Source organism: Streptomyces sp. NPDC001903 (assembly GCF_042891345.1).
Classification (GTDB): Bacteria; Actinomycetota; Actinomycetes; order Streptomycetales; family Streptomycetaceae; genus Streptomyces.
Genome location: NZ_JBIASZ010000009.1, coordinates 171,800 through 195,318, shown reverse-complemented (window position 1 = coordinate 195,318; position 23,519 = coordinate 171,800). Strand labels below are relative to the sequence as shown.

The window sequence follows — 23,519 nt, the reverse complement described above, 5'->3', positions numbered from 1 at the left end:
CGTGTGCCTCCCCCCGGTTCCGCCGCTACCGCTCGCCCGGAATATCGTCCGCCAGGAGCCGCACGAGCTCCTCGCGCGTCGGCTGCTCGTGCGCGGCCAGCCGGCCCGCCTGCCGTTCGACCATGCCCTCGAAGAGGGTGCGCGCGTCCCGCCCGTTGGCCGGCTCGCCGCGCCGTGCCCGCCGCTCGAAGCGTTCCGTGAGCAGCCCGGCGACCTCGGGGGCGAGTACGTACGCGAGTGCCCGCGCCTGGAGTTCGACCATCCGGGTCAGCTCCTCGGGCTCGTACTCGACGAACTCGATCGTGCGCGAGAAGCGCGAGCGCAGGCCCGGGTTCGAGTTCAGGAAGGTCCGCATCTCCTCGGTGTAGCCGGCCGCGATCACCACGATCTCCTCGCGCCGGTCCTCCATCAGCTTGGTGAGCACGTCGATGGCCTCCTGGCCGAAGTCCGCCCCGGCACCGAACCGTCTCGACAGGCTGTAGGCCTCGTCGATGAACAGGACCCCGCCCCGGGCCCGTTCGACGACGCGATTGGTCTTCTGCGTGGTCTGCCCGAGGAATTCCCCGACCAGATCGCCGCGGGCCACCTCGACGAGGTGCCCCTTCTTCAGAGCGCCGAGTGCGGCGAGGACCTGCCCGTACAGCCGGGCGACGGTCGTCTTCCCCGTGCCGGGCGGCCCGGAGAAGACCAGGTGGTGGGCGAGGGGCGGCGCGGGCAGGCCGGCCTCCTCGCGCCACTTGGCCAGCCGGATCAGGTCCACCTGGACGCCGACCTGGTGTTTGGCCGCCTCCAGGCCGATCATGGCGTGGAGGGCGGCGAGCGGCCCGGCCTCGGGGCGGCGGACGTCCGCCTCCGTGGCGCCGGTACGGACATCGACGAGGCGCATGCGGTCGTTCCCGGAGACGGCCTCGCCGCGGAATCCGGTCACGTCGCAGTCCTCCAGGCGGCCGAAGACCGACTCCCCGAGCCGGATGCCGTCCTGTTCGCCCCCGCGCAGCACGGCGTGCACGAGGGTCAATCGGCTGCTGTCGTTGGCGATGACCCCGCAGCCGGCGGAGTCGGTGACGGTGAGCCGCTCGACGTCCACCGCGGCGCCCGACACGGCGAGGACGCCGGAGCTCCCGGGGGCGATCACCGTGCAGTCCTTGGCCGAAAGGTGGCTGTGGTCACGGCAGTTGAAGCCGAACAGGCCGGCCCGCTCGATCGTGCAGCGCTCCGCCCGCAGCTGCGCCTTGCCCTCCACCGCGATGCCGGAGCCGGCCGTGTCGGTGACGACCGCCCCGGAGACGGTGACGCTGACGGAGTCGCCCCGGGCGAGCAGCCCGTCGGCACACCGCTCCAGGCGTACGTCGTCCAGCCCGACCGTCGACTCGTCGCGGATCAGGACCGCGGTCGAGGTCTGGTCGCTGATCCGCAGCCTGGTGAAACGTGCCTCCGCCTTGTGGACGGAGACTCCCATCCGTCCCTCCCGCACCCGGCAGTCTTCCAGGACGGGCGCACCGCCGTCCGCCACGCTGATGGCGGTGTCACCCGTCGTCTCCCAGTCGCAGTCGCAGAACCGTCCGCGCCCCTGCTCGCCGACGCTCACCCCCGTGACGCGGCAGCCGCTGAAGCGGACCTTGCGCACGGTGGGGTCGGCCCCGCGGGCCACGTACATGCCGTGCTTGGAATCGGAGACGGTGGTGTCCTCGACGGTGCCGCGGGCCTGGTCTACGTAGGAGAGCGCCGTCGACCCGATGTCGCGGACCTCGCAACGCGCCATGTCGACCCGGGCGTGCTCGCCCGCGAGCACGGCGTGGGTGCCGTTGCCGTGCAGCCGGCAGTCCTCGAGGGAGGCGGCGGATCCGGCCACGCTCACGCCGCTGCCCCGGGCGTCGGCCACCTCGCAGTCGTGGAGTTCGGCTCGGGCCCCCTGCGTCAGGGCGAGGGCGTCGGCCCTGGCGCCCAGGAAGCGGGTACGGCGGACCGTGGCGCGGGCTCCGGGGAGCGTGGTCCGGCCGAACCGGATCTCGCAGTCCGCCACGGTCAACTCGGCCCCGGCCAGCGCCTGTACGGCGTCCTCGGCCCACCCTTCGACGGCGCAGCCGCTCATCCGCAGCCGACCGCCTGCCCGCACGGCCGGCAGCGCCCGGCCGACGATGCGCAGCCCGGTGAGGGTGACGTGCCCGGAGCAGTCGACGGCCGCCGCTCCCGCCGTCCCGGCCGGCACGTCGATCACCACGTCCTGCCCGTCCCGGGCGGCGCGCAGTTCGACGGTGCCGGACGGCTGGAGCGCTTCCGGATAGGTGCCGGGCTCGATCACGACGCATACCGGCCTGGCCCCGGCCTCGGCCCGCAGGGCGGAGGCGATGGTGCGGTGGGCACCCGGCGCGGTGGGGGACACGTGGAGGGTGAGGGTCTCCCCGGTGGCGACAGCGGGTGCCGGTGCGCCGGACGCGGAGCCGGCGCCCTGGTCGGAGCGGACCCGGTCGAGCGCCGCGGCCAACTGCTGCGGGAAGACGTCGAGTCCGTGCCAGTAGTGCCGTTCGGGGGAGTAAAGCGGCGTGATCTCGACGAGCCGCGGATCGGCCGTCCGTACGGGGAAGGCCCGCCCGGGCAGCGGTGCCGGCGCCGCGGCGCGGGGCGCGAGGCGGGCCAGGACCGCGGTGGCCGATCCCGGGGACCCGCTGCGCCGGCTCAGGGCCGGACCGATGGCCACCTCACCCAACTCGCTCCAGTCCAGGAGGCGTTCTGCTCCGTCCACGGTGAGCCGAAGGCCCTCCCCGGCCAGGCGCAGCCCACAGGGCCGGCACAGACGCCGCAGCAGCCACCCCGTACCCGCCACCGCGCAGGCGATGCCCGCGGCCGCCGTCGCGGCCCGCGTCGGGAACCCGACTCCGTGGCCCGCGGACCCGGCGCCCGCCGCGAGCATGCCGGCCAGGACCACCAGCCACCGCACCCGCAGCACGAAGAGCGCACGCCGGCTCAGCAGCCGCCCCGGCATGGTCACCGCACCGGTCCGGTCGAAGGGCAGCGAGGCGGCGCCGCGCCACCGGCTCCCCGCGTACGGAACGAAGAGCTGCTCCAGCCGCGCCGGCGCCTGCTCGGAGGTCCCCACCTCCACGTGCCGCAGGTCGAAGGCGACGGCCTGCCAGTGCCGGTCCCACTTCGGCGAACCGCGCAGCGCGAGCCCCGCCGGACTGCCCGTACGCGGGCGGATCAGAAGCCGCCCCCGGAAGGCCTGGACCGCGGCCGCCACGGCCGAGTCGCCGGCCGCGGATGCCGCCTGGGCACCCGGACCGGCCTTCCGCGAAGGCAGCAGGAACAGCGACTCCACGTCGTCCCAGGCCAGCCGCACCCGGCGCCGCCCGCGCCGCAGTTCCACCCCTTCGGGCCCCACGGTGAGGACGTCCTGCGACAAGGCCTCCACCAGCAGCCGCACGAGCACCACGGCCCACACGACCGCGGCCGCCCCCAGGACGGACCGCTGCTCGGGACCGCCCGCGCTGCCCACCGCCGCGAACCCACAGAGCGCCAGCGCCGCGGCCGCGGGCACGCCCAGGGTGACCACCGCCCACCGGGCCCCGGCCGAGGTGCCCAGACGGGTGGTACCAGGAGGCAACCCGTCCTGGACGTCGGGCCCCACAGACTGCGTCGCCATCACACCCCCGTCGGCATGCGTTCGCATGTCCGTTCACGCTAATGCAGGGGTGTGCGGGCGACGTCGGTGACGAAGGCCTCAGCGACCGGTTTCGGCCAGGCGGTCGTGGTCGGGCAATCAGAGCCCCAGGGCTCTGCGCAGGCCGAGGCGGTCGGTGCCGAGCTTGGTGAAGACCGCCGAGAGGAGCTCGGAGACCGCCTGCGGGTTGCTGTGCATCTTCGCCGCGATCGCCGTGTTGTCGAGGCCGAGCGCGGCCTGCTCGGCCGCTTCGCTCTCGGCCACGGTCAGCGTGTCCTGCTCGAAGGTGTGCAGCCGGCGGGGGCGCAGTCCCGCCGACACCAGCTGCGAGCGGGCGCGGCGCGCGAGGCCGTCGGCGCCGCAGGCCGCGGCGGTCTCCATGCCCCGGTAGAGCTGCTGCGCCGCGCGGTGCGGGTCACCCAGGACGTGCAGGGCCGTGCCGTGGTCGACGAGGGCGTGGGCCAGCTCGCAGGCGGCCGGGGACTGTTCGAGGTGGTCCACCGCCTCCTGCAGCAGAACGGCCGCCTGCGCCGGGTCCGTGACCGCCGCCGAGACGCGCAGGGCGTGGCCGATCACGCTGGACGTGCCGAACGCCCGTGCCCGCGCGACGGCTTCGGTCGCCGTGGCACGCGCCTGCTCGGGCGAGCGGGAGATCTGCGCCAGCGCCAGGTCCAGTTGCCACGGACTCCACGACGGATTGCGCGTGCCGCGCAGGTCCAGGCGCTTGCCCGCCGCCGACAGGTGCCGCAGCGCCTCGTCGGTACGGCCCTGGGCCAGCAGCAGCTTGCCCCACACGGCCTGCGGGTCGGGATAGACGACGGCGTTCGGGAAGCCGTCGCCCAGCTTGTAGGCGTTGGCGACCCGCTGCGCCTCCTCGGTGTTCCCGCGGGCGAGCAGCGTCTCGATGAGCGTTCCGACCGCGTACCACTGTGCCGGGATGCCCTGCCCGACGCGGTCGGCGATCTGCAGGCCGTTGCGGACGAAGTCCTCCGCCTCGGCGAGCCGGCCGCGCCGGTAGCGGACGTAACCGAGCAGGGTGTAGACGAACGACAGGTGCGCCCCGCGCCAGCCCTTCTCCTCGAACTCCACGATGCCGGTGTTGAACAGGTCCTCGGCGCGGCCCGGCTGGTCGCAGTACATCAGCGTGACCGCGATGACCGACGGCACTTCGAACCCGAAGTCCTGGTCGGTCCAGCTCATCCCGCCGTCCAGCGCCTGTTCCGCGTAGTCCAGCGCCGTGGTGGCGGGCTCACCGCGCATGGCGGCGTCCCAGGCGCGCAGGCCCAGGATGTGCCGCTCGGCCAGGCCGCGGCCGGTGATCCGCTTGGCGAACTGGGCGAGGAGCCGGGAGCGGGCGGGCGAGTTCTCCTCGTCGACCCGGACCGAGTTCCACTTGAACTGCTCGGCCTGCATGCGCAGCCGCGTACGGGAGCTGGTGGCCTGCTTGGCCTCCTCCTGCAGGAGCGCGGCGGCCTCCGCCAGCTGACCGGTGTGGGCGAGGGCCTGGGCCAGCCGGTACGTGATCGCCTCCCGCAGGCCCTGTTCCGCCTTCGGCTCCTCCAGCGCGGCCCTGAGCTGGTTGATGGTGGTCGCGGGATCGTGGAGCAGGTTCGCGGAGCCGAGCTCGAACAGGACCTCGGCCCGGTCCTCCACGTCCGGAGGCTCGCGCAGCGCCCGGGCCAGATAGCGGCGTGCGGCGTCGGGCGCTCCGGCGGAGAAGCTGTCGCGCGCCGCCTGGCGCAGCTGCTGTACGACCCAGGGGTCGCCGTCGGGGTGCATCTCGAGCAGGTGTCGGGCGGCGGCCGCGGCTCCCTGCCCGTCGTCGACCAGGGCCTGTGCGGCCATGCCGTGCATCGCGACGCGCACACCGGGCGGAATCGACCGGTACACGGCGGTGGCGACCAGCGGGTGGAAGAACTCCACGACCTCCTTGCGGCGCAGGCCGGTCAGGACGGTCAGGATGCGCGCGGCACGCAGCTTGTTGATGGCGTCGGAGACCTGTGCGTCCCCGAGGGCCGCCACGCTTCCGACGATGCCGGTCGGTACGGCGGTGCCGAGCACCGCGGCGGCCCAGGCGAGCCGGACGACGGAGGGCCCGAGCTGTTCCAGGCGGTCGATCAGACCGCTGCCCTTGACGGCGGAGGCCAGATCGCGCAGCTCGGGGATGCTGTCCTGGTGCGGCTTCAGCTCGCGGTCGCGGCCCTTCATGGCCAGTTCGACGACCTCGAAGGGGTTTCCGCCGGTGATCGCCCAGCACTCGCGGCAGAACACGTCGTCGGCGCTCTGCCCGAGGGCGTCCCGCACTATGCGGGCCACCGCGCTCGTGGTGAGGGGAGCGAGCTCGTGCGGCCGGGTCCCCTGGCGGCCCATCAGGGCACGCAGCGCGCCCGCGCCGGCGGGGATCTCGTCCGGCCGGCAGGCCACCATGATCAGCATGGCGAGTTCCTCGGCCCGCGCCGCGAACGCGGTCAGCCAGGCCAGGGACTCGGCGTCCGCCCAGTGGGCGTCGTCGAGGATCAGGACGACGGGCGCGCTGCGCACCGTCAGGTGGGTGACGACCCAGTCCAGGCCGTCGCGCACACCCTGCGGGTCGGGCGCCGTGGGGCCCTCCGGGGCGGCGGTCAGCCCGAGCGCCGGGGCGACGATGCTGTACCAGGTGCCGAGGACGTCACGCCGTTCGTCCTCGGTCATGGCGGCGAAGGCCGGCTGGATGAGCTGCCGCATCACGTGGAACGGCACCTGTTTCTCCTGCTCGCCGCCGCGGGCGAACAGTACGGTGCACGAGCGCTCGGCCGCGTGCCGACGGGCCTCGACCAGCAGGGTGGTCTTGCCGATGCCGCCCGATCCCGCGAAGGTCAGGACACCTCCGCGGCGTGCGGCCGGACCGTTCTCCGAGGTGCCGCACAGTTCGTCCACCGCGCGGTGGATCGCGCGAATCTCGGATTCCCGTTCGAGCAGCGGCTGGGTCGCCCACCCTCGCGGTTCCGTGACATGTGACATTCTTGCCCCTCCAGCACGTGCGGCCGAGTGTACGACCCCGGGGACGAGAAGTTGCTGCTTAAGCACATTATTGCGGGATCACGTCACTCGTAAGAGGACAACGCTGTATCCTCTGCTGACTTTACGCGGGTCGTGACGGCGTGTGATCCCTGAACTCGTCTTGAAGTGAACGCAATCGATCAGATTCCGTCAATGGCGTGAAACGGGAATCATCGGAAGCGCGCTGGGCTGGGGCATTCCCGCCGGGAGTTCCCGCACCTCCACCCCCGGAGCCGGTACCAGCCGCCACCGCGACGCCACCGTCGCGAGAGCGGTCAGGATCTCCGCCACGGCGAAGGTGTCCCCGATGCACTTGTGCTGACCTGCGCTGAACGGGATGTACCGGTGGGCCCGCGGCTGCTCGTCCGGCTTCTCCTCCCACCGGTCCGGATCGAACACCGTGGGATCGCGGAACAGTGCGGGATCGCGGTGCAGCGCGTACGGGCTGTACGCCAGTTCGGCGCCGGCCGGGATCGACACCCCGCCCAGGGTGAGGGGGACCAGCGCCCGCCGGGTGAACAGCAGCGGTGAGTGGAGGCGCAGCGCCTCCTGGAACACGTGGTTGGCGTAGGGCAGTCGCGCGATGTCCTCCGGGCGGACCCGGCGCGTGCCCACCACCGCGTCGACCTCTTCGTGGAGCCGCTTCTCCACCTCGGGGTGGCGGCCGACCTCGTGGAAGACCCAGGACAGGGTGGTCGCCGAGGTCTCGGTGCCGGAGAACAGGATGGCGATGACCTCGTCCCGTACCTGCTCGGGGCGCATCGTCGTGCCCGTCTCCGGGTCGACGCTCGACAGCAGCAGGGACAGGAGGTCGTGGCGGTCCTCCTCCCCGGCCTCCTCGGCGCCGTACTGCGCGATCACCTGGTCGATGATCCCCCGCAGGCGGGCGGCCGCCGCGTCGAAGCGCCGGTTCAGCGGGATGGGCAGCCTGTCCAGCGACTTGGGCATGACCGCCCGCAGCAGCATGCCCTCCAGGACGATCGGCAGCGAGCGGTGCACCTCGGCGATGGCGGGCCGGCTCAGGTCCCCCGAGAAGATCATCTCGGCCACCGAGGACAGCGCGTACCGCCGCGCCTCGGTGACCATCGAGATCTCCCGGCCCGCCGTCCACGACGCCGTCATCTCCTCCGCCGCCCGGCTCATCACCTCGGCGTACTCGGCGATGTGGCTCCGGTGGAACGCCGGCTGGATCATCCGGCGCTGCTTGCGGTGGAACTCGCCGTCCGTCGTCACGATGCCGTTGCCGAACATCGGCCGCAGCCGGTCGAAGATCCGCCCGCGCCCGAACTTCTGCGCCTGCTGGACCAGTACGGCGTGGACGTGGTCCGGGCTCGTCAGCACGTGGACGGGCCAGGTGCCGATGTCGAGGCGCACGATGTCGCCGTGCTCGCGCAGCGATTCGAGGAAGGCGATCGGCTCCCGCCACAGGGGGATGGCGTGCCCCAGGAGCGGTAACCGCCCCGGAGCCGCCGGGGCGTGGACCGCAGGGCCGAGTTGTTCCGTACGGGCCATGGGTCGACTCCCTGTCATGCCGTCATGCCACCGAAACGAGGTCCGGGCGGGTGTAGGCGGACTCCAGCCCGGCCGCGAACCGTTCGTCGCTGTACCGTGTGCACTCGTAACGCTGCCACAGATCGGCGCCGATCATCCAGTCTTCGTAACTGCGCACGCACCGGGCGATCGACGCACGCACCGACGGGTCCATCTCGCCCTGGGAATCGATGACTTGAAACAGACGTCGCTCCGCCGCCACGTAGTCCTCTATGCGGACCTGGATGCGCTCCTCGACCGATCGGACGGCCTCCGGAAGCGAACATCCCTCCCAGGAGGAGATCAGGGACACGAGGTTGTTGTTGTCCCCGCAGGCGTGCTCCTTCGGCAGGGAGAACACGTCGTTGCCCCACGAGATGATGTCCACCGCGCTCTCCGCGACCGCCTGGAAAGCGGGGAGGTCGTGGATGCTCTGGGGCAGGTCGATTCCCAGTCCGGCCTCCACCATGTCCATCATCGGCAGCAGTTGGGAACTGTGCCGGCGCATCAGCACGTACTCCTGGACCGAAGGGCGCCTGGCCGCCCCGCGATTGCCCGCCTCCTGGTCCAACGAGCGCAACATCTGGGGGACATGTGTTCGGTATCGGGTCGCCGTCCCCGGGGACATGCCGTCCAGGATCCGGTCGCACAGCTCGATGAATCCGTTCACCAGCGGATTGCGGCGGGATGCGGACCGTGAGGTCCTGCCCGTGTCCAGATATGTGGTGATGGCATCGGTGACGGGCCGCCAGGCGGCAAGTTCACCCGTCCTGATGAGGTGGTCGTGCTGATCGTCCAGGACGAACGACCAGGCCATCCACTCGGCGAGCAGCACGATGGTCTCGTACGGCACCTCGCCGCTCACCCGGCCCGCGAGGTGTCCGCAGCCGATCGCGGTGAACTGCTCGGCGGCATCGGTGACGAGCTCGTGGCCCAACGCCCACGTCGTCGCCTCGGTGTTCGCACGTGCGGCCAGCGGATGCTTGGAGTTCCCGAACGGAAGGTGGAAATCGGGAACAGGGAATGGGTCGAGCCGGGCCATTGATCCCCCCACGGAAGAGTCGGATTCGCCAATACCCGCTCAATGTACGATCGTCATGGCACGTGCGATTTCGGAGCGCCCCGCTGCTGCGGCGTCGTTACGGCTGCACACTCCGCAACTGCCGGAAAGAACCGGTCAGGAACCGACCAGAACCCGTCCGCGCACGACTACATCAGGCCACCCGTGAAGTAATTAACCCTCAGGGCGCGGCGCACTGTCAATGTAGAAAGTGCGGAGATACTGCATTCTCCCTGCTATTGGGCAGGGAATATCCTTCCAGGATATGCGGGCGGCATAGTCACGGATATTCGGAGGGGAAGATTCCGGATCGATCCGCCACCATGGGCGTCTTTCGGCCACTCGCGGGATCGTTGGAACGCCTGCCCACGAACTCGGTTGACGGTGGCTCCTGTTGGGCATGGGGCGGCAGTGCCGGCCGCCGGTGGCCGAAGAGCGCCGTGGAGGTGCGCGGCACTCCCTACACTTCGGGAGGACGCGGCCGTCCGGGAAGGGCGGGGAACATGATCGAGCACCATGCGGCGGACTCGGGCGACGACCAGGAGGCCGATGTCCTCGGGCCCTACCTCGAAGTCCTGCGGGCACGCCTGACCGGCGAGCGGTTCGAGGTGCTCATCCGGGCCGTCCAGACCACCTGCGCACTGCTCGCCGACGGCCGGGAAGCCGTCCTCGAAGTGCCGGGGGACCCGGATCTCGTCCCCGACCTGCAATGCGAGTACCTGTCCCTGATGGCCGTGATGATCACGGGACACCTCGACCACCGCCTCGTCGAACTGGCCGCCCCCGACGGCGGCAAGGGCTGGGCGGTGGTGGACAACACCAGCCCCCGCCAGGAGTCCGCGCTCGCGGCGTCCCCGTCTCCGTCCTCGTCCCCGTCCCCCTCGGCGTGCGACGCCGCCGAGCGGGCGTGGATCGCCAAGGAGCTCGACGGCATCGCCCGCGCCACGCGGGCCCCGGGCAGCGGAGGCTGACGCCGACCGGGCCGAGGCCAGACGGAAGCCCCCCGGCCGGTCGGCCGGGGGGCTTCGCGCTGTGCGGCGGCTATGACGGGGCCGGGCCGCCCCTGCGCCGGGTCACGGGGTCGTCTTGCCCACCTCCAGGTCGGCGGTGGGGTTCTTGACGGTGCCGCCGGGCGGGCCGGCCGCCCGGCTGGTGTTGTTGTCCGTGTTCGGGTCGGCCGTCAGTGCGCTCACGGTCGCGGTGTTGCGGATGTCGGATCCGTTGCCCGTGTAGTTCGGGTCCAGCTTCACCCTGAACACCCAGGTCACGTCCGCCCCGGGGGCGAGGGTGGGCAGGGGGCCGCAGGTCACCGTACGGCCGGAGGAGCAGGAGGCGTCGCCGCTCACGTAGCCCAGCGCCGTCGGCAGCGTGTCGCTGACACTGATCCGCTCGGCCGTCGAGGGGCCGTTGTTGGTGACGGTCAGGGCGTATTCGAAGGTCTCGCCCGGTGCCACCGGCGCGGTCTGGACGGGCTTCTTGGTGATGGCGAGGTCGGCGGACGGCGCGGCCACGTTGCCGCCGGGCACGGAAGCCGTGCTCGAGTCGTTCTCGCTCGCGGGGTCGATGTTGTCCGCGGTCACCCTGGCGGTGTTCTTCAGGTCGCTGCCGTCGCCGCTGTACGAGGGGTCCACCCGCACCGTCAGGACGTACTCGGTGAAGTCGCCGACCTTCAGGGCGCTGGTGCGCTTGCAGGAGACCATGTGCCCCGAGACGGTGCAGCCCGTGGGCGAGGAGGTGACGTACGACAGCCCCTCGGGGAGGTTGTCGGTGAGCTTCACGTTGTACGCGTCGGCCGAGGGGCCGTTGTTGGTGACCCTGATGCGGTAGTCGAAGGTCTCACCGGGTTTGGGCGGCTTGCCGCCCACCGCCTCCTTGGTCACGGCCAGGTCGGCCGTCGGCTTGTTGACCTTGCTGCCGGGCAGGCCCGCCGGGCTGCTGGTGTTGTTCTCCGGCTTGGGGTCCTTCGTCTTCGACGCCGCGGTGGCCGTGTTGAGGATGTCGGATCCGTTGCCCGTGTAGTTGCTGTCCAGCCGGACGGTGAACCGCCAGCTCTTCGGGGAGCCCTGGTCGAGGACGGCCAGCGGACCGCAGGTGACGGTGGCGCCTTCGGCCGAGCACCCGTCGGCCGAGCCCGCGAAGGCGAGCGGCGCGGGCAGCACGTCGGTCACCGTGGTGTCCACGGCCCGGGACGGACCGTCGTTGGTGGCCGTCAGCACGTAGTCGAAGGTCTGTCCGGGGGCGATCGGGGTGGTGCTCGCGGGGCGCTTGGCCATCCACACGTCGGCCTGCGGGACGGTGACTCCGCCGGGAGGCAGCACGGGCCGCGAGGTGTTGTCCGCGGGCTCGGGGTCCTTCGAGGCGGAGACCGAGGTGGCCGTGTTGCGCAGGTCGCTGCCGTCGCCGGAGTACGCGGGGTCGAGCTTCACCTTGAAGGTCCACACCACGAAGTCGCCGGGGGTCAGCCGGGCGCGCGGTCCGCAGCTGACGGTCCGCCCGGTGGTCACCTGGCAGGGGTCGGCGGAGCCGACGTAGCTCAGCCCGTCGGGCAGGGTGTCCGTGATCGTGACGTTGCGGGCGTCGGACGGTCCCTTGTTGGTGGTGCGGACCTCGTACTCGAACTCCTGGCCGGGGACGGTGGGTCCCGCTCCCAGCGGGGTCTTCACGGTGGACAGGTCCGAGACGGGGGTGAACGGCCCGGGCGGCAGCACGGGATCGGGTGTGTTGTTGTCGGGGACGGGGTCGTTGGCGTCGGAGGACCCGGTGGCGCTGTTGCCGAGGTCGCTGCCGTCGCCCTCGTACGCCGCGCTGAGCCGGGCGTGGAACGTCCAGCTCTTGCTCTGGCCGACGTTCAGTTGGGGTTCCGGACCGCAGGTGACCGTCCGGTCGGCCTCCGTGCAGCCGTCGGACGAGTCGACGAACGTGATCCCCTCCGGCAGCCGGTCCGTGGCCTTGACGTTCCGGGCGACCGAGGGCCCGCGGTTCGTCGCGGTCAGGGTGTAGGTGATCAGGTCACCCGGCGCCCTGACGTGGCGCACGGTCACCTCGACGGGCTCCGGAGGCCGGGCCGCGGCCGCGGCTGACGCCGGGCCGCCGAGGAGCGGAGCCGCGCAGAGCAGCGCGGCCGGCAGCCAGGCCGCCGGCCGGCGGCCAGGTCTCGTTGTCATCCTGCATCGTTTCCTTCGCAGCGGGGACGGCCGTACAGCGACCTGTACGGAAGGTCGTCGGTCGGTGGGGGAGCGGCTGTGGGTCAGCCGGCGGAGGCCTCTTTGGCGAGTTCCACGTCGGCTCGCGCGGGGCGGACGATGCCGCCCGGAGCGCCGGCGGTACTGCTGTTGTTGCGCGTGTCCGGGTCGTACGTGAGCGCGGTCGCGGTCGCCGTGTTCCGGACGGTGCTGCCGTCTCCGGTGTGAGCCGGGTCCAGCCGTACGGTGAACTGCCAGCTCAGGCTGGATCCCGGAGCCAGCTCGGCCACCGGCCCGCAGTCCACCGTCCGGCCGGCGCCGGTGGCGGCGCAGCCGTCGGCGGAGGCGACGAAGGCGAGCGCCGGGATCAGCGGGTCGGTGACCCGGACCTCGCGGGCGAGCGAGGGACCCCGGTTCGTGACCGTCACCGTGTACCCGTACGTCTCCCCGGGCGCGACGGGCTTCGTGGTGGAAGGCGTCTTGACCGTGACGAGGTCGGCCTGCGGCGGCGCCAGCCCGCCCGGGGGCCCGGCGCCCGCGCTGGTGTTGTTCGCAGGCTGCGGATCGGGCAGGGCGTGGCGCACGGTGGCCGTGTTCAGCAGGTCGCTCCCGTCACCCTGGTAGGCGGGGTCGAGCCGCACCCGGATCGCCCAGGCCGTCTCCGCGCCCGCGGCGAGGGCGGCCCGCGCCGGACAGGTGACGGTCTGTCCGCTCGCCGTGCAGTCGGCGGGGGAGGAGACGAACCGCAGGGCCTCGGGCAGTACGTCGACGGCGTCGACCGAGGTGGTGTCGGAGGGCCCCCGGTTGGTGGCGGTGATCTGGTAGTAGAACTCCCGGCCGGCGAAGACGGGCCCAGTGCCGAGGGCCTCCTTGGCGGCGGCCACGTCGGCCCGGGCGGTCACCGTGGTCGCGGTCGAGGTCGCGGTGTTGTCGGCCGGGTTCGTGTCGGTGCGGTCGGCGGGGGCGGACACCGTCGCGGTGTTGCGCAGGGTCGTGGGCTGGGCCGGGGCCGTGCCGCTGAGGGTGTAGGTGACGGACCCGCCGCGTTTGAGATCGGCCGTCGTGTCCAGGCTGCCGCCGCTGCCGGAGGCCTGGCCGCAGGTGCCGCCCGTACCGGCCGTGCACTTCCAGGTCACCCCGGTCAGGCCGGGGACCGGGTCGCGGACCACCGCGCCCGTGACGTCGTTGGCGCTGCCGTTGGAGACGGTGACGGTGTACGTGACCGGTCCGCCGCCGGCCGGCACGGTGGCGGTGTTGACCGTCTTGCCGACGGTGAGGTCGACCGGCACGTTGATCTTCAGATCGCCGATCTCGTGGATGTTGGTCGCACCGCCCGTTCCGGCGGCGAACCCGACCTTGAGCGTGCCGGGCAGTTTCGGCTGATCGGTGATGGTGGTGACGTCGTAGTCGCCGATCAGCTTGGTCAAGGTGGTGCCGGGGCCGCTGTCCGACCAGACCGACAGCAGCATCTTGGTCCCGCTGGGCAGGAGGGAGACCCGTACGGTGCGGAACTTCGCCCGGGTGCCGGTCTCCACGGTGGAGCCCGGCCCGTCGACCGCGGTGGCGTAGCGGTACCCCGTGGAACCGTTCCCGCCGCCGCGCAGCACGATCTTGTTCGGCGCCGCCCCGGGCCCGCCGTTGCCGACGCCGGAGGAGGAGAAGTTGCCGAACTCGTCCAGCCCGATGCCGAGGTAGGCGCCGGGCACGCCCGACTTGGCCGTGCAGAGGGTGCCCGCGACCATCGAGCACGCGTACCCGAGCGCGCCGCCGGTGCCGCCGACCCCGTTCGCCGCGGAGCCGTCGGTGAGGTAGAAGGACATGCCGTCGCCGCGTTTGCCCTCGAAGGCGGTCCCTCCGTAAGTGGCGTACGTGAACTCGGCGACGATGCCGAGACCGGAGGAGAACGAGTCGTTCATCTTCCAGGTCCCCGCCTGGCCGCCGGTGGCCGAGGTCAGCCGCATCCAGCCGTCGCCGGTGGAGGCGGCGCTGCCGATCGTGGTGCCGAGGGTGGTGGTGCTGTCGAAGGTCTCGGTGACGGGGAAGGCGAGTGCGCGGGGCGTGAGGCGGCCGCCGCTGGGTTGGCCGGTGGCGGCGGTATCGGCCGCCGCCGGCGGGAGCGGCAGCATCAGTGCGGCCGAACACAGCAGCGCGACGGCGGCCCGCCGCCACCAGGCGGTGCGGGGCGTTCTCATGCGGATGCGTTCTCCGTGTCCTCGTCCGCCCCGCCGCCTTCCCGGGACCGGCGGCGGGCGGCGGCCGCGCGCAGGGCGGCTCCGCCGGCGACCAGGCCGCCGGGGGCCTGCAGCAGCCAGGCCGGGAACGCGCTGCCGGAGTCGGCGAGGTGCCCGCCATGGCCCTGGCCATGGCCGTTGCCGTCGTCGCGGCCGTGCCCGTGCCCGTGCTCCTGTTCACGGCCGGCGCCGTGTCCGTGACCGCTTTCGCGGCCCTCTTCCCTGCCGTGGCCGTGGCCGTGGCCGTGGCCGTCCGGGCGGTGGTCGGGCCCGCGGCCGTGGTCCTCCTCGCCGGTCTCCACGCACAGGGGTCCGCCGCCCGGTCCGGTCGTACGGGGCCTGTTGGCGTTGTCGGAGAGGTCGGGGTCGAAGGTGGCGGAGGTGACGCGGGCGATGTTGTCGACGGGGACGCAGGTGTGCCCGCTGCCGCCGCCCCGGTCCGCTCCGTCCCTGCCCGCTCCCTTGTCCTTCACTTTGACGGTGATCCGGAACTCCGCCTTCGCACCGGCCTCCAGGCGCTCCTGCGGCGGGCACGCCACCAGCCGGTCCTCGCCCTTGGGCACCGCGCAGTCGTCGGGTGAGGAGAGCAGGCTGAGCGAGGGCGGCAGCAGGTCGCCGACCTGCACCGTCCGTGCCGTGGCCGGCCCGTGGTTGTGCACGGTGATCAGGTACGTGAACTTCTCGCCCGGCCGGACGCCCTTGCGTCCGGCCGCGAGCAGCGCGGTCTTCTCCAGGGACAGGTCGGCGATCCGCGCGCTGGGCGGGATCTCCAGGCCCGTCAGGGAGGTCTTGTTGTTCGCCTGGTCCGGGTCGGGGGTCTCGGCACCGACGACCGCCTCGTTGACGATGTCCGATCCGTCGCCGCGGTACCCGGCCGCGAGCCGGACGGTGATCACCCAGGTGTGCGAGCGGTTCACCGGCAGGACGGCCAGCGTCCCGCAGGTCACGGTCCGGCCCGCGGCGGTGCAGCCGTCACGGGAGGACACGAATTCCAGGGAGGGCGGCAGCCGGTCGGTGACGGTCACCTGCCGGGCGTCGGACGGACCGTGGTTGGTGACCGTCACGGCGTAGTCGAAGGTTTCCCGTACGGCCGCGCCCGCGCCCGCGGCCTCGCCCTTGCCGCGGGCGGCGGGACCGGCCGGGCGCAGCGCCCCCGAGACGGAGAGGTCGGCGCCTTCGTCCGGGGAGACCGGCTCCGCGGCGGCGACCGAAGGGCCCGCCGGCGGCGGGGACTCCCGGCCGGTGCCCTCGGCGGCCTCCTCCGGCGCGGCCGGCAGCACGGACGCAGCAGCGGGTGCGGAGGCGGACGCCTGAGCGGAGGCCGGAGCGGATTCCGAGGCCGGTGCCGCGGCGGGTGCCGAGGCCGAGGCCGGTGCGGGCTCCGGCGGCCGCGCCTCGTCGGGGCCGCCGAGTGCCATCGCCGCAGCGGGTGCCAGAGCCACGAGTCCGCCCGCGACACCGAAGCAGAACACCGTCAGCGTGCACGGACGCATCAGTCTCCCTTTGCTACGAAGACTCGCGGGCAGAGCGACCGCGGATCACTGTGACCATCTCTTCATACTTATGACCCGAAGAGTGGCCATCGGTGATCATTTGCGGCTGACGGGTGATCAAATTCCACCTGTTGGCTCTCCCTGCCGGCGCACCGCCGCTTCTCCTACCGACCGAAGGAGAGAAGGGCGTGGGTCACCTCCGACGGCTTGGGGCTGGACACCCGGCCGTTGAGCAGGAAGAGCCGTCCGCCGGCCCAGGCCATGCGCACCAGATTGGGGAAGAAGACGGCTTCGGCGCCCTTGGTGCCTTCCGGGCTCTGCAGGATCGGCTGCGGTTCGCCGCCGGTCGCCGCCGGCAGCGCCGCGACCGCGCCCGCCGCTCCGGCGCCGGAGTGGAGGTAGACGAGGAGCTTGCCGTCCTCGACGGCCAGCGGCGACATGACACGGCCCTGGGGTGCGGCCGCGTGCCACTTCTCGGCGCCGCTGTTCAGATCGACCGCGACGACCTCGTCCGTCGTGTCGATCCCGAGTTCGCCGCCCGGCTTTCCCGCGGCGATGTAGAGCGTGTCGGCGTCGACGACGGTGCCGACGCAGCCGTGCACATCGCCGCTTCCGTCACCCCAGCCGTTGCACCGGCCGGGGACCCCGAACTTGGACTCGGTCTGCGAGCGGATCTTGCCCTCGGCCGTGAAGGCCGTGATGTTCCAGACCTTCCGGTCGGAGTGGTACGCGGCCACGACCAAGGGGTCCACCGAGTAGATCCGGCCGAGGTTCCAGCCCTTCTCGTACTGGTGGTTCCACTTGGGTGCGCCCGTCGCCGGATCGGCCTCCTCGATCATCGTCCGGGTCTTGCCCGCGGTGTCGTTCGGGTCGGGGCAGCTCCGTACGTTGATCAATTTGGTCCCACCGCCGCCCACGGCCGCCGGATAGCACGCGCCCGTCTTCGACGTGCCGAAGAGCTTTCGGCCGTCGGTGACGGAGAAGCCGCTGACGACGGCCGATCGGGCCACCGCGACGGTGTCCCCGGCGATCGCCAGCCTGAACTCGACCGCGATGTCATAGGAGTTCTCCTTCGGCACCTCGATCTTCCAGCCCGCCCTGCCCGTGGTGAGGTCGATCTGCTGGAGACGGGTACAGCGGGCCCCCTCGCCGTCGCCCGACTTGAGGCCGACGACCAGCATCCCGTTGGCGGACGGGGCCGGTGCGACTCCGCACAGCGGACCCTCCAGCGCGACCTTCCACATCTCCCGGCCATCGGTCACCCCGTGGGCGGTGACCTCCTTGAACACGGCCTTGACGACCACGTCGCCCACCCGCCACGGGCCGTACTGGGAGGCCCCCGAACCGGGCAGTTCGGTCCTGTTCTCGCTCAGCCAGACCGGGGCCTCGCCCGGCTTGATCCCCGCGTTGAGGTCGGTGACCTCCGGGCCGCCGCCCGAGCCCTTGCCGTCGCCCTTGTCGACCGAGGGGGATCCGGAGGGCATGGCCGATTCCGTACCCCCGGCCCCGGCCGACGGCTTGTCACGGCCGGTCCCCGCCAAGGCGTACACACCGCCGCCGATCACCAGCAGACCCGCGACCAGCGCCGCGATCAGCACGGCGGGGCGGCCCCTGAACGGGCTCCGGCCCGCCCCGGTCGGCGCCGGCGGCAACGGGCCTCCGAATCCGGGCTGTTGCTGCCCGGGGCCGCCGTACGCGCCGGACGGCGGAGGCGGCGGGGGGAGGGGCGGCAGGGGCGGGGGCACGGGCTGGGCGTACGGATTGCCGGGCACGGGTCCCGAACCGGGCGCCGCCGCCTGATAGTCGGAGCCGTAGCCGGGCTGTACGGCGGGCGGCGGGGTGGGCCCTGCCGGCCGCCCTCCGGGCCACCGCTGATCAGGGTCGGGCTGTTCGTCGAGGTCGTGACCGGTCATGGAGCAAGTGTTGCCGGTGGGACAATCCGGCTGGAACACGTTTCCGGACGAAAGCCTGTCCGCCGACGGCCAACGCCCACAGCCGTCTGCCGCCTGCCGTCAGCCGTCTGCCGCCTGCCGTCAGCCGTCAGCCGTCCAGCCGTTCGTGCAGGAACGCGGTGACCTCCGCGCGGGCCCGCAACGCCGGGTGGTCCTCGGGGGTTTCGCGGACTTCCAGGGTCAGCACCGCATGGGCCTGCCGGCCGAAGCCGTCGGCGTTGCCCGGGGCCGAGTCGAGCCGGATGACCTTGAAGGCCTCCCCGAGCCGGGAGCTCAGGGTGTCGAACCGCTGCTGCGGGGCCATCCAGTCCTCGCTGAAGCGGAGCCCCATCACGCAGAGGCCGTTGTTCCGGGTGCGCTCGACGACGCGCTCCAGCTCGTCCTCGGAGACGCCCGCGTCCGCGCGCCGGGCGGCGGTCAGCGCGATCGGGGCCGAAGGCTGGCTCATCACGGGGGCCAGCACGACATCGTCCACGGCGGCGGCCAGGGCGAAACCACCGGTGAAACAGAGGCCGATGACACCGACCCCCGCGGCGGGCGTACGGGCCGCGAGGTCGCGGGCGAGCGCCCTGAGGTAGTCGGCGACGGGCCGCCGCGCGTTCGTGGCGAAGGCCCGGAATTCCGCGGAGACGCAGACGCGGGCCAGGACGGCCGCCGTCCGGGCGACGGACAGGGGCGCGCCCGGCGTGCCGAACAGCGAGGGCAGCACGACGGTGAACCCCTCGTCCACCAGGTGTTCGGCGAGGCCGAGCACCTCGGGCGTGATGCCGGGCAGCTCCGGCAGCAGCACCACGCCGGGCCCTTCGCCCTTCTCGAAGCAGTCGTACGTAAGCCCCTCGGCGGAGAAGGGGGCCCGGCGCCAGCCGGCAAGGGTGGAACTCGGTGCGGTGCCTGTCATTGCCCCTGCTCTCGGTCGGGTCCCGGGTCGGCAGCCGACTGTACGCCGCGTCCATGCCAAGTCGGCGACCGGATCGGCGCGCGTCAACAGCGCAGGGGCCCGGTCATCCTCCCGGAGCCTTCCCACCCCGGTGGGTGAACCGGGCGGCCACCGGATCCGCCCGGCCCCGTGAGCACTGGTCCGGGAGGGGGCCGGCCCCGGTTGCGGGCGGGGGCGGGGCCGGCGGGCGCGGCTCCGGCCGCGCGGAAAGGATCACGTTCGATGCCACGATTCCCCCGCACACAGCGGGCTGGCAAGGCTGCGAAGCCGTTCACAGGGATGAGAGGTACGGAAGTGGCGCCTCAGGTGGTCGACGAAACGGCTCAGCGTCTTCCCGGCCGGAGGGAACCGGACGCCGCCACCCCGGGCGCGGTCCCGGCCGCTCCCGCATCCGCACGCGTCCCGGCCCCCACCGCACCCGAACCGGCCCCGGAGCGGATCGACGCCGAACTCCTCGTCGCGGCCTCGATCCTGCTCGCCGACGCGGCCCTCACGGCCAAGCAGTCCGGCGCGGAGCTGACCGGGGCGATGTTCAGCTGGCGGTTCGGGCTGGAGGCGCTGAAACGCCCCGGCTGGGCGCTCGGCACGGCGCTCTCCTGCGCCCGGGCGCTGACCGGACCCGCCGGGCTCGGCTTCGCGGCGAACGGCGGGTTCGCCGGTGAACTCCTGCGGATGGCCGGGAGCATGACCTACCGTCGGCCCGCCAAGGTGGCCATGGCGGTGGACGCCTTCGCGCTGCGGATCAAGGCGGCCGCGGTGGACCACCCCAGCCTCGACGCCCCGGCCGCCCGCCGTCTGACCGACGCGATGGTGGCAGGCAACCGGCTGGAGGCGGCGCGGGCGATGTACGCGCTGATCGAGTTGCTCGGCGTGACCCGCGCGCTGACCACGGTGAGTCCCGTGATCATGGAGTTGCTGGCCCTGCTCGGCATGCTCGACGAGAACCCGGTCAACGACGACTTCTCCTGGGTGACGCTCGCCGGGGGCGTGCCGACCACCGACCCGTTCCTCGGACTGCCCAGCTCGGTCCTCAAGTTCCTCAACCCCGGGCCCGGCCGCGCCGAGCGCACCGAGCCCGACCCGATCCTCGCCAAGGTGCTCGCCGGCTCCCGCAACGACATCGTGAGCTACGTCAACGACATCGGGGCCCTCGGCAACCACGGCCTGGTGCTGCTGCGCCGCGTCGCGTGCGCCGACGGCGCCGTACGGTACGTGCTCCTGCTGCCCGGCACCAGCTTCGGCCTGCTCAGCAACAGCACCCCGCAGGACCTCGTCGGTGCGCTCGACGGACTGCTGCGCACCGACACGACGTACACGCGCGCCGCGAAGAAGCTGCTGCGCCGGGCCGGGGTGCCCACCGGTTCGGAGCTCATGATCGTCGGGCACAGCCTGGGCGGGATGACCGCGATGAACCTCGCGTCCGACGTGGAGGTCTGCGCCACCCACCGGGTCACCCACGTGATCGCGATCGGCTCCCCGATCGACGGCAAGAGGCCCGCCGACCACAGGACGCAGGTGATCAGCCTCGTCAACAAGCACGACGTGATCCCGGGACTGGACGGGCGCGGACCGGCCTCGCCCCACGACCTCCCCGAGAGCTGGGTCGAACTGGCCTGGCTGGACGAGTCGTACGACTACCCGCTGTCGCACGCCCCGCAGGCGTACTCCGACGCGCTGCGCGGGGACTTCGCGCACCACCGCGACCGGGTCAACAAGCTGATCGGCGAGTACGACGGCGAAGTCGTCGGCAACCAGCCCTACATGCTGCGCGACAAGTGACCTCACGTGACCTCACCTGACCCAAGGGACCACAAGGGAGACCGACCGATGACCACTGCCGACAGCCCGGCCACCGCGGCGCGACCTCCCGCCGCGGCCTGGCCCCTGGAGAACGCCGTGTTCAGCGCGGCGATGGTCGCCCAGCGCCTGCCCTGGGTGGACGCCCCGGCCCGCGCCCTCGGGCTGGACATGCTGACCCGGGACGGGGTGACCCGCGGGCTGCTGGCGTTCCTGCGGCGCACCCGCTCCGGCCGCCCCGTACAACTGCGCACCCCCTTCGGGCCGTTCCTCCTGCCGCTGGCCGCCGCCGACGCCGCCGGGCTGCTCGCGGCGGCGGACGAGGCGGGGGCCCTCGCGCCCGCCTTCGGCCTCACGGCCGGCGGGCAGCGGTACGGCCTGTCGCCCCACGTGCCGCTGCCCCGTGACGCGGCCGTGCCGGCCGAGGAGCTCGGCGCCCTGCTGGCCGAGGACGTGGACCGGGTGATCGCGGCCCGCCGCGGTGACGGCACCCTGGAGTGGCGGGACTGGCAGTGCGGCATGATGCGGCTGAGCCGGCGCGTGGTGGCGGGCGCCGAGGCCGTGGAGGACACGCTGCTCAGCGAGGTGCTCGCGGGAGCCACGGCGGCCGCCGGCAACAGGGCGCACGAAGGCCGGGCCGAGGCCCTGCGGCGGCGGCTCGCACCGTACCTGGCCGAACCGGACCCCGCCTCCCTGACGGGGCGGCTCCCGGCCCGGGGCGGCGGCCGGGAGGGAAGTGGTGCGGACGCCGCGGGCGCCGCCGTCGCGCACGCGCTCGCGCTGGTGTCCCGGGCGGCGGCCGAGACGGTGCTCCAGGCGCTGGCCCTGCTCGCCGTCGGCGCCGCCGCGACCCCGGAAGCGGCCGTGGCCGAGGCGCTGCGCCGCTGGCCTCCGGTGGCCGCGGCCGTGTACCCCGTACGCGCGGACTTCGTCTGGCAGGACCTGGCGGTCGAGGCCGGGACCGAGATCCTGCGGGTGCCCGGCTGGCTGCGCGGGCTCGACGGCGAAGGAAGCCCGGACCCGGCTCCGGCTCCGGCTTCGGCCGGCACCTCGGCCGCGGCGGGGAGTTCGGGGATGCCTCCGCTGTGCGGGGCCCCGACCGGGTGCGCCGCGACGCGGTTCGCCGCTCTGGTCGCCGAGCACGTCGTGCGCGCCGTCACCGAGGCGGTCCGCCCGCTGCTCATCGCGCCGTCGTTCACGGCGGACCGGCTCCCGGAGACCCTCGATCCGCGCACGCTGGTGGTGGCGCTGGAAGACCTCGCGGCCCGGCCCGACGACGGGCGCGTGACCGCCACCCTGCCGACGGCGGTGCCCGTCTCGGCGTTCGGCTACGCCCCGGCGGCGTACGGCGCCCTGGCGCACGCCAGCGCCGACCGGCTGGAGCGGCACGCGCAGAGCCTCGCCGCCTGCGCGGGGAACAGCGGCTGGAACGCCGACGAGGAGGGCGAGCGGTTCCGCATGGCCCTGCTGGACCACGCCGAGCGGTGCGCCACGGCCGCGGACGGCGTACGGCGGGCGGCGAAGCGGCTCACGGACTGAGACGGCCGGACGCGTGGGCACCTCGGCATCCTCGCCGGCGTACCCGTCGGCGGGTCGGGGCTGCGGGTGGCGCTCACCGCTCACGGGGCCGGCCCGGCCCGGGGCCGGCCACCCCGGTCCGGCCCGCGGTGCGGGAGGTGGCCGGGGGCGGGTGGGCCGTCCCCGGCCACCTCACTCCGGGCGGCCTACCGGAACGGCGTGTCCCGCCTGCGCCGCTCCCGGTCCACCAGGGCCTGTACGGCGGCGTGCGACTGGGCGCACAGCAGCCGGGCCGCGGCGGCCCGGGCGGCGTAGGACTCGGGCCGAGGGGGCGCGGGGATCGGCTCGCCGATGGTGACGAGCCACTTCGCGGGGAGCGGGAAGACCGTGGTGACGGGGAAATAGGGGAGGCCGAAGAGACGGGCCAGGGCGGGGATTTCCCCGATGCGCGGGCACGCCTCCTCGGCGCCGATGACGGACACCGGGACCACGGGTGCACCCGCCCGGACGGCCGCGAGCGCGAATCCGGGGCTGAAAGGCTGGAGCTGATAGCGCTTGCGGAAGGGTTTTTCGAGCCCGGAGAATCCCTCGGGAAACACCCCGACGAGTTCCCCTGCGGTCAGATGTTCCATTCCCAGGGCCGGATCGAGCGGAATGGCTCCTTTCTTGCGGGCGTAGGAGCCGAGGACCGGGAAGCGGAACACCAGGGGCGCCGCGGGGACGTGCAGCCGCCGTGCGAGGCCGCGGGCGAAGACCTTCTGGAGGACGAAGGCGTCGAGTCCCCAGGCGCCCGAGTGGTTGGCGACGACGACCGCGGGTCCTTCGGCGGGGATGTTGTCCAACCCGGCCGCCTCCAGCCGGAAGTAGTCGTCGACGAGCCAGTCCAGGAAGCGGTCCCAGGCGTTTTCGCCGGCGTCGCCGAGCAGTCGCTTCACATTCCTCAGCTCGGCTCCGGCCACCTCGATCACATCGGCCATGCTTTCCGACACGAATGATCACCACTTTCGCAGTTCGAATCAGCAACAAGCCGGACAGGGAGTGGTTATGGGTAAATTCCCTGCCGCGGTGCCTATTTGAGCACGAGAGGGCTCTTCCCTCGCCCTCTTGATTTCCGACGTCGAC

At 72.8% G+C, this 23,519-nt stretch carries 13 protein-coding genes; 3 read left to right on the top strand and 10 right to left on the bottom strand.

The genetic code is table 11. The features are described 5' to 3' along the window. Window positions 1–25 precede the first annotated feature (25 nt). The 4 genes from ACFYZS_RS21625 to ACFYZS_RS21610 all read right to left on the bottom strand — a co-directional run bounded on the left by ACFYZS_RS21625 (window position 26) and on the right by ACFYZS_RS21610 (window position 9,269). Window positions 26–3,640 carry a right-handed parallel beta-helix repeat-containing protein gene (locus tag ACFYZS_RS21625; protein WP_389014858.1) on the bottom strand — a complete coding sequence of 1,205 codons (3,615 nt, stop codon included), beginning with the start codon at window positions 3,638–3,640 and terminating at the stop codon, window positions 26–28. A gap of 117 nt (window positions 3,641–3,757) precedes the next feature. Next, entirely contained in the window at window positions 3,758–6,658 is a 2,901-nt protein-coding gene (locus tag ACFYZS_RS21620; protein ID WP_389014855.1) for an ATP-binding protein, read from the bottom strand. Window positions 6,659–6,847: 189 nt separating this feature from the next. Continuing rightward, window positions 6,848–8,209, bottom strand: a complete 1,362-nt coding sequence (locus ACFYZS_RS21615; RefSeq protein ID WP_389014852.1) for a cytochrome P450 — start codon at window positions 8,207–8,209, stop codon at window positions 6,848–6,850. A 22-nt stretch (window positions 8,210–8,231) separates the two neighbouring features. Next, window positions 8,232–9,269 (bottom strand): terpene synthase family protein, encoded by a 1,038-nt coding sequence (locus tag ACFYZS_RS21610; protein WP_389014849.1) that lies wholly within the window; start codon window positions 9,267–9,269, stop codon window positions 8,232–8,234. Between the two features lie 521 nt (window positions 9,270–9,790). Here ACFYZS_RS21610 and ACFYZS_RS21605 point away from each other — a divergent pair. After that, entirely contained in the window at window positions 9,791–10,258 is a 468-nt protein-coding gene (locus ACFYZS_RS21605) for a hypothetical protein (RefSeq protein ID WP_389014846.1), read from the top strand. A gap of 102 nt (window positions 10,259–10,360) precedes the next feature. Here the strand turns inward: ACFYZS_RS21605 and ACFYZS_RS21600 are convergent, their stop codons facing one another. The 5 genes from ACFYZS_RS21600 to ACFYZS_RS21580 form a co-directional block, all read right to left on the bottom strand. Then, window positions 10,361–12,451, bottom strand: coding sequence for a hypothetical protein (locus tag ACFYZS_RS21600; RefSeq protein WP_389014844.1), 2,091 nt, complete (start codon window positions 12,449–12,451; stop codon window positions 10,361–10,363). A gap of 83 nt (window positions 12,452–12,534) precedes the next feature. Beyond that, on the bottom strand, window positions 12,535–14,661 hold the full coding sequence (locus tag ACFYZS_RS21595) for a hypothetical protein (protein ID WP_389014841.1): 2,127 nt from the start codon (window positions 14,659–14,661) through the stop codon (window positions 12,535–12,537). Further along, window positions 14,658–16,193 carry a hypothetical protein gene (locus ACFYZS_RS21590; RefSeq protein WP_389014838.1) on the bottom strand — a complete coding sequence of 512 codons (1,536 nt, stop codon included), beginning with the start codon at window positions 16,191–16,193 and terminating at the stop codon, window positions 14,658–14,660. The genes ACFYZS_RS21595 and ACFYZS_RS21590 overlap by 4 nt, the downstream gene beginning before the upstream one ends. A gap of 164 nt (window positions 16,194–16,357) precedes the next feature. Further along, window positions 16,358–18,106, bottom strand: a complete 1,749-nt coding sequence (locus ACFYZS_RS21585) for a PQQ-binding-like beta-propeller repeat protein (protein WP_389014835.1) — start codon at window positions 18,104–18,106, stop codon at window positions 16,358–16,360. Between the two features lie 127 nt (window positions 18,107–18,233). Next, window positions 18,234–19,043: a dienelactone hydrolase family protein gene (locus ACFYZS_RS21580; RefSeq protein ID WP_389014833.1), complete on the bottom strand. Its 810-nt coding sequence runs from the start codon at window positions 19,041–19,043 to the stop codon at window positions 18,234–18,236. Between the two features lie 333 nt (window positions 19,044–19,376). On the opposite strand from ACFYZS_RS21580, the gene ACFYZS_RS21575 reads away from it, so the two are divergent. Continuing rightward, complete coding sequence (locus ACFYZS_RS21575) at window positions 19,377–20,861, top strand: hypothetical protein (RefSeq protein ID WP_389014830.1); 1,485 nt, start codon at window positions 19,377–19,379, stop codon at window positions 20,859–20,861. 48 nt (window positions 20,862–20,909) lie between these two features. Beyond that, window positions 20,910–22,418 (top strand): hypothetical protein, encoded by a 1,509-nt coding sequence (locus ACFYZS_RS21570; protein ID WP_389014828.1) that lies wholly within the window; start codon window positions 20,910–20,912, stop codon window positions 22,416–22,418. A 185-nt stretch (window positions 22,419–22,603) separates the two neighbouring features. On the opposite strand, the gene ACFYZS_RS21565 is transcribed toward ACFYZS_RS21570, so the two are convergent. Further along, window positions 22,604–23,386, bottom strand: a complete 783-nt coding sequence (locus ACFYZS_RS21565; protein ID WP_389014825.1) for a lysophospholipid acyltransferase family protein — start codon at window positions 23,384–23,386, stop codon at window positions 22,604–22,606. Window positions 23,387–23,519: the final 133 nt, after the last annotated feature.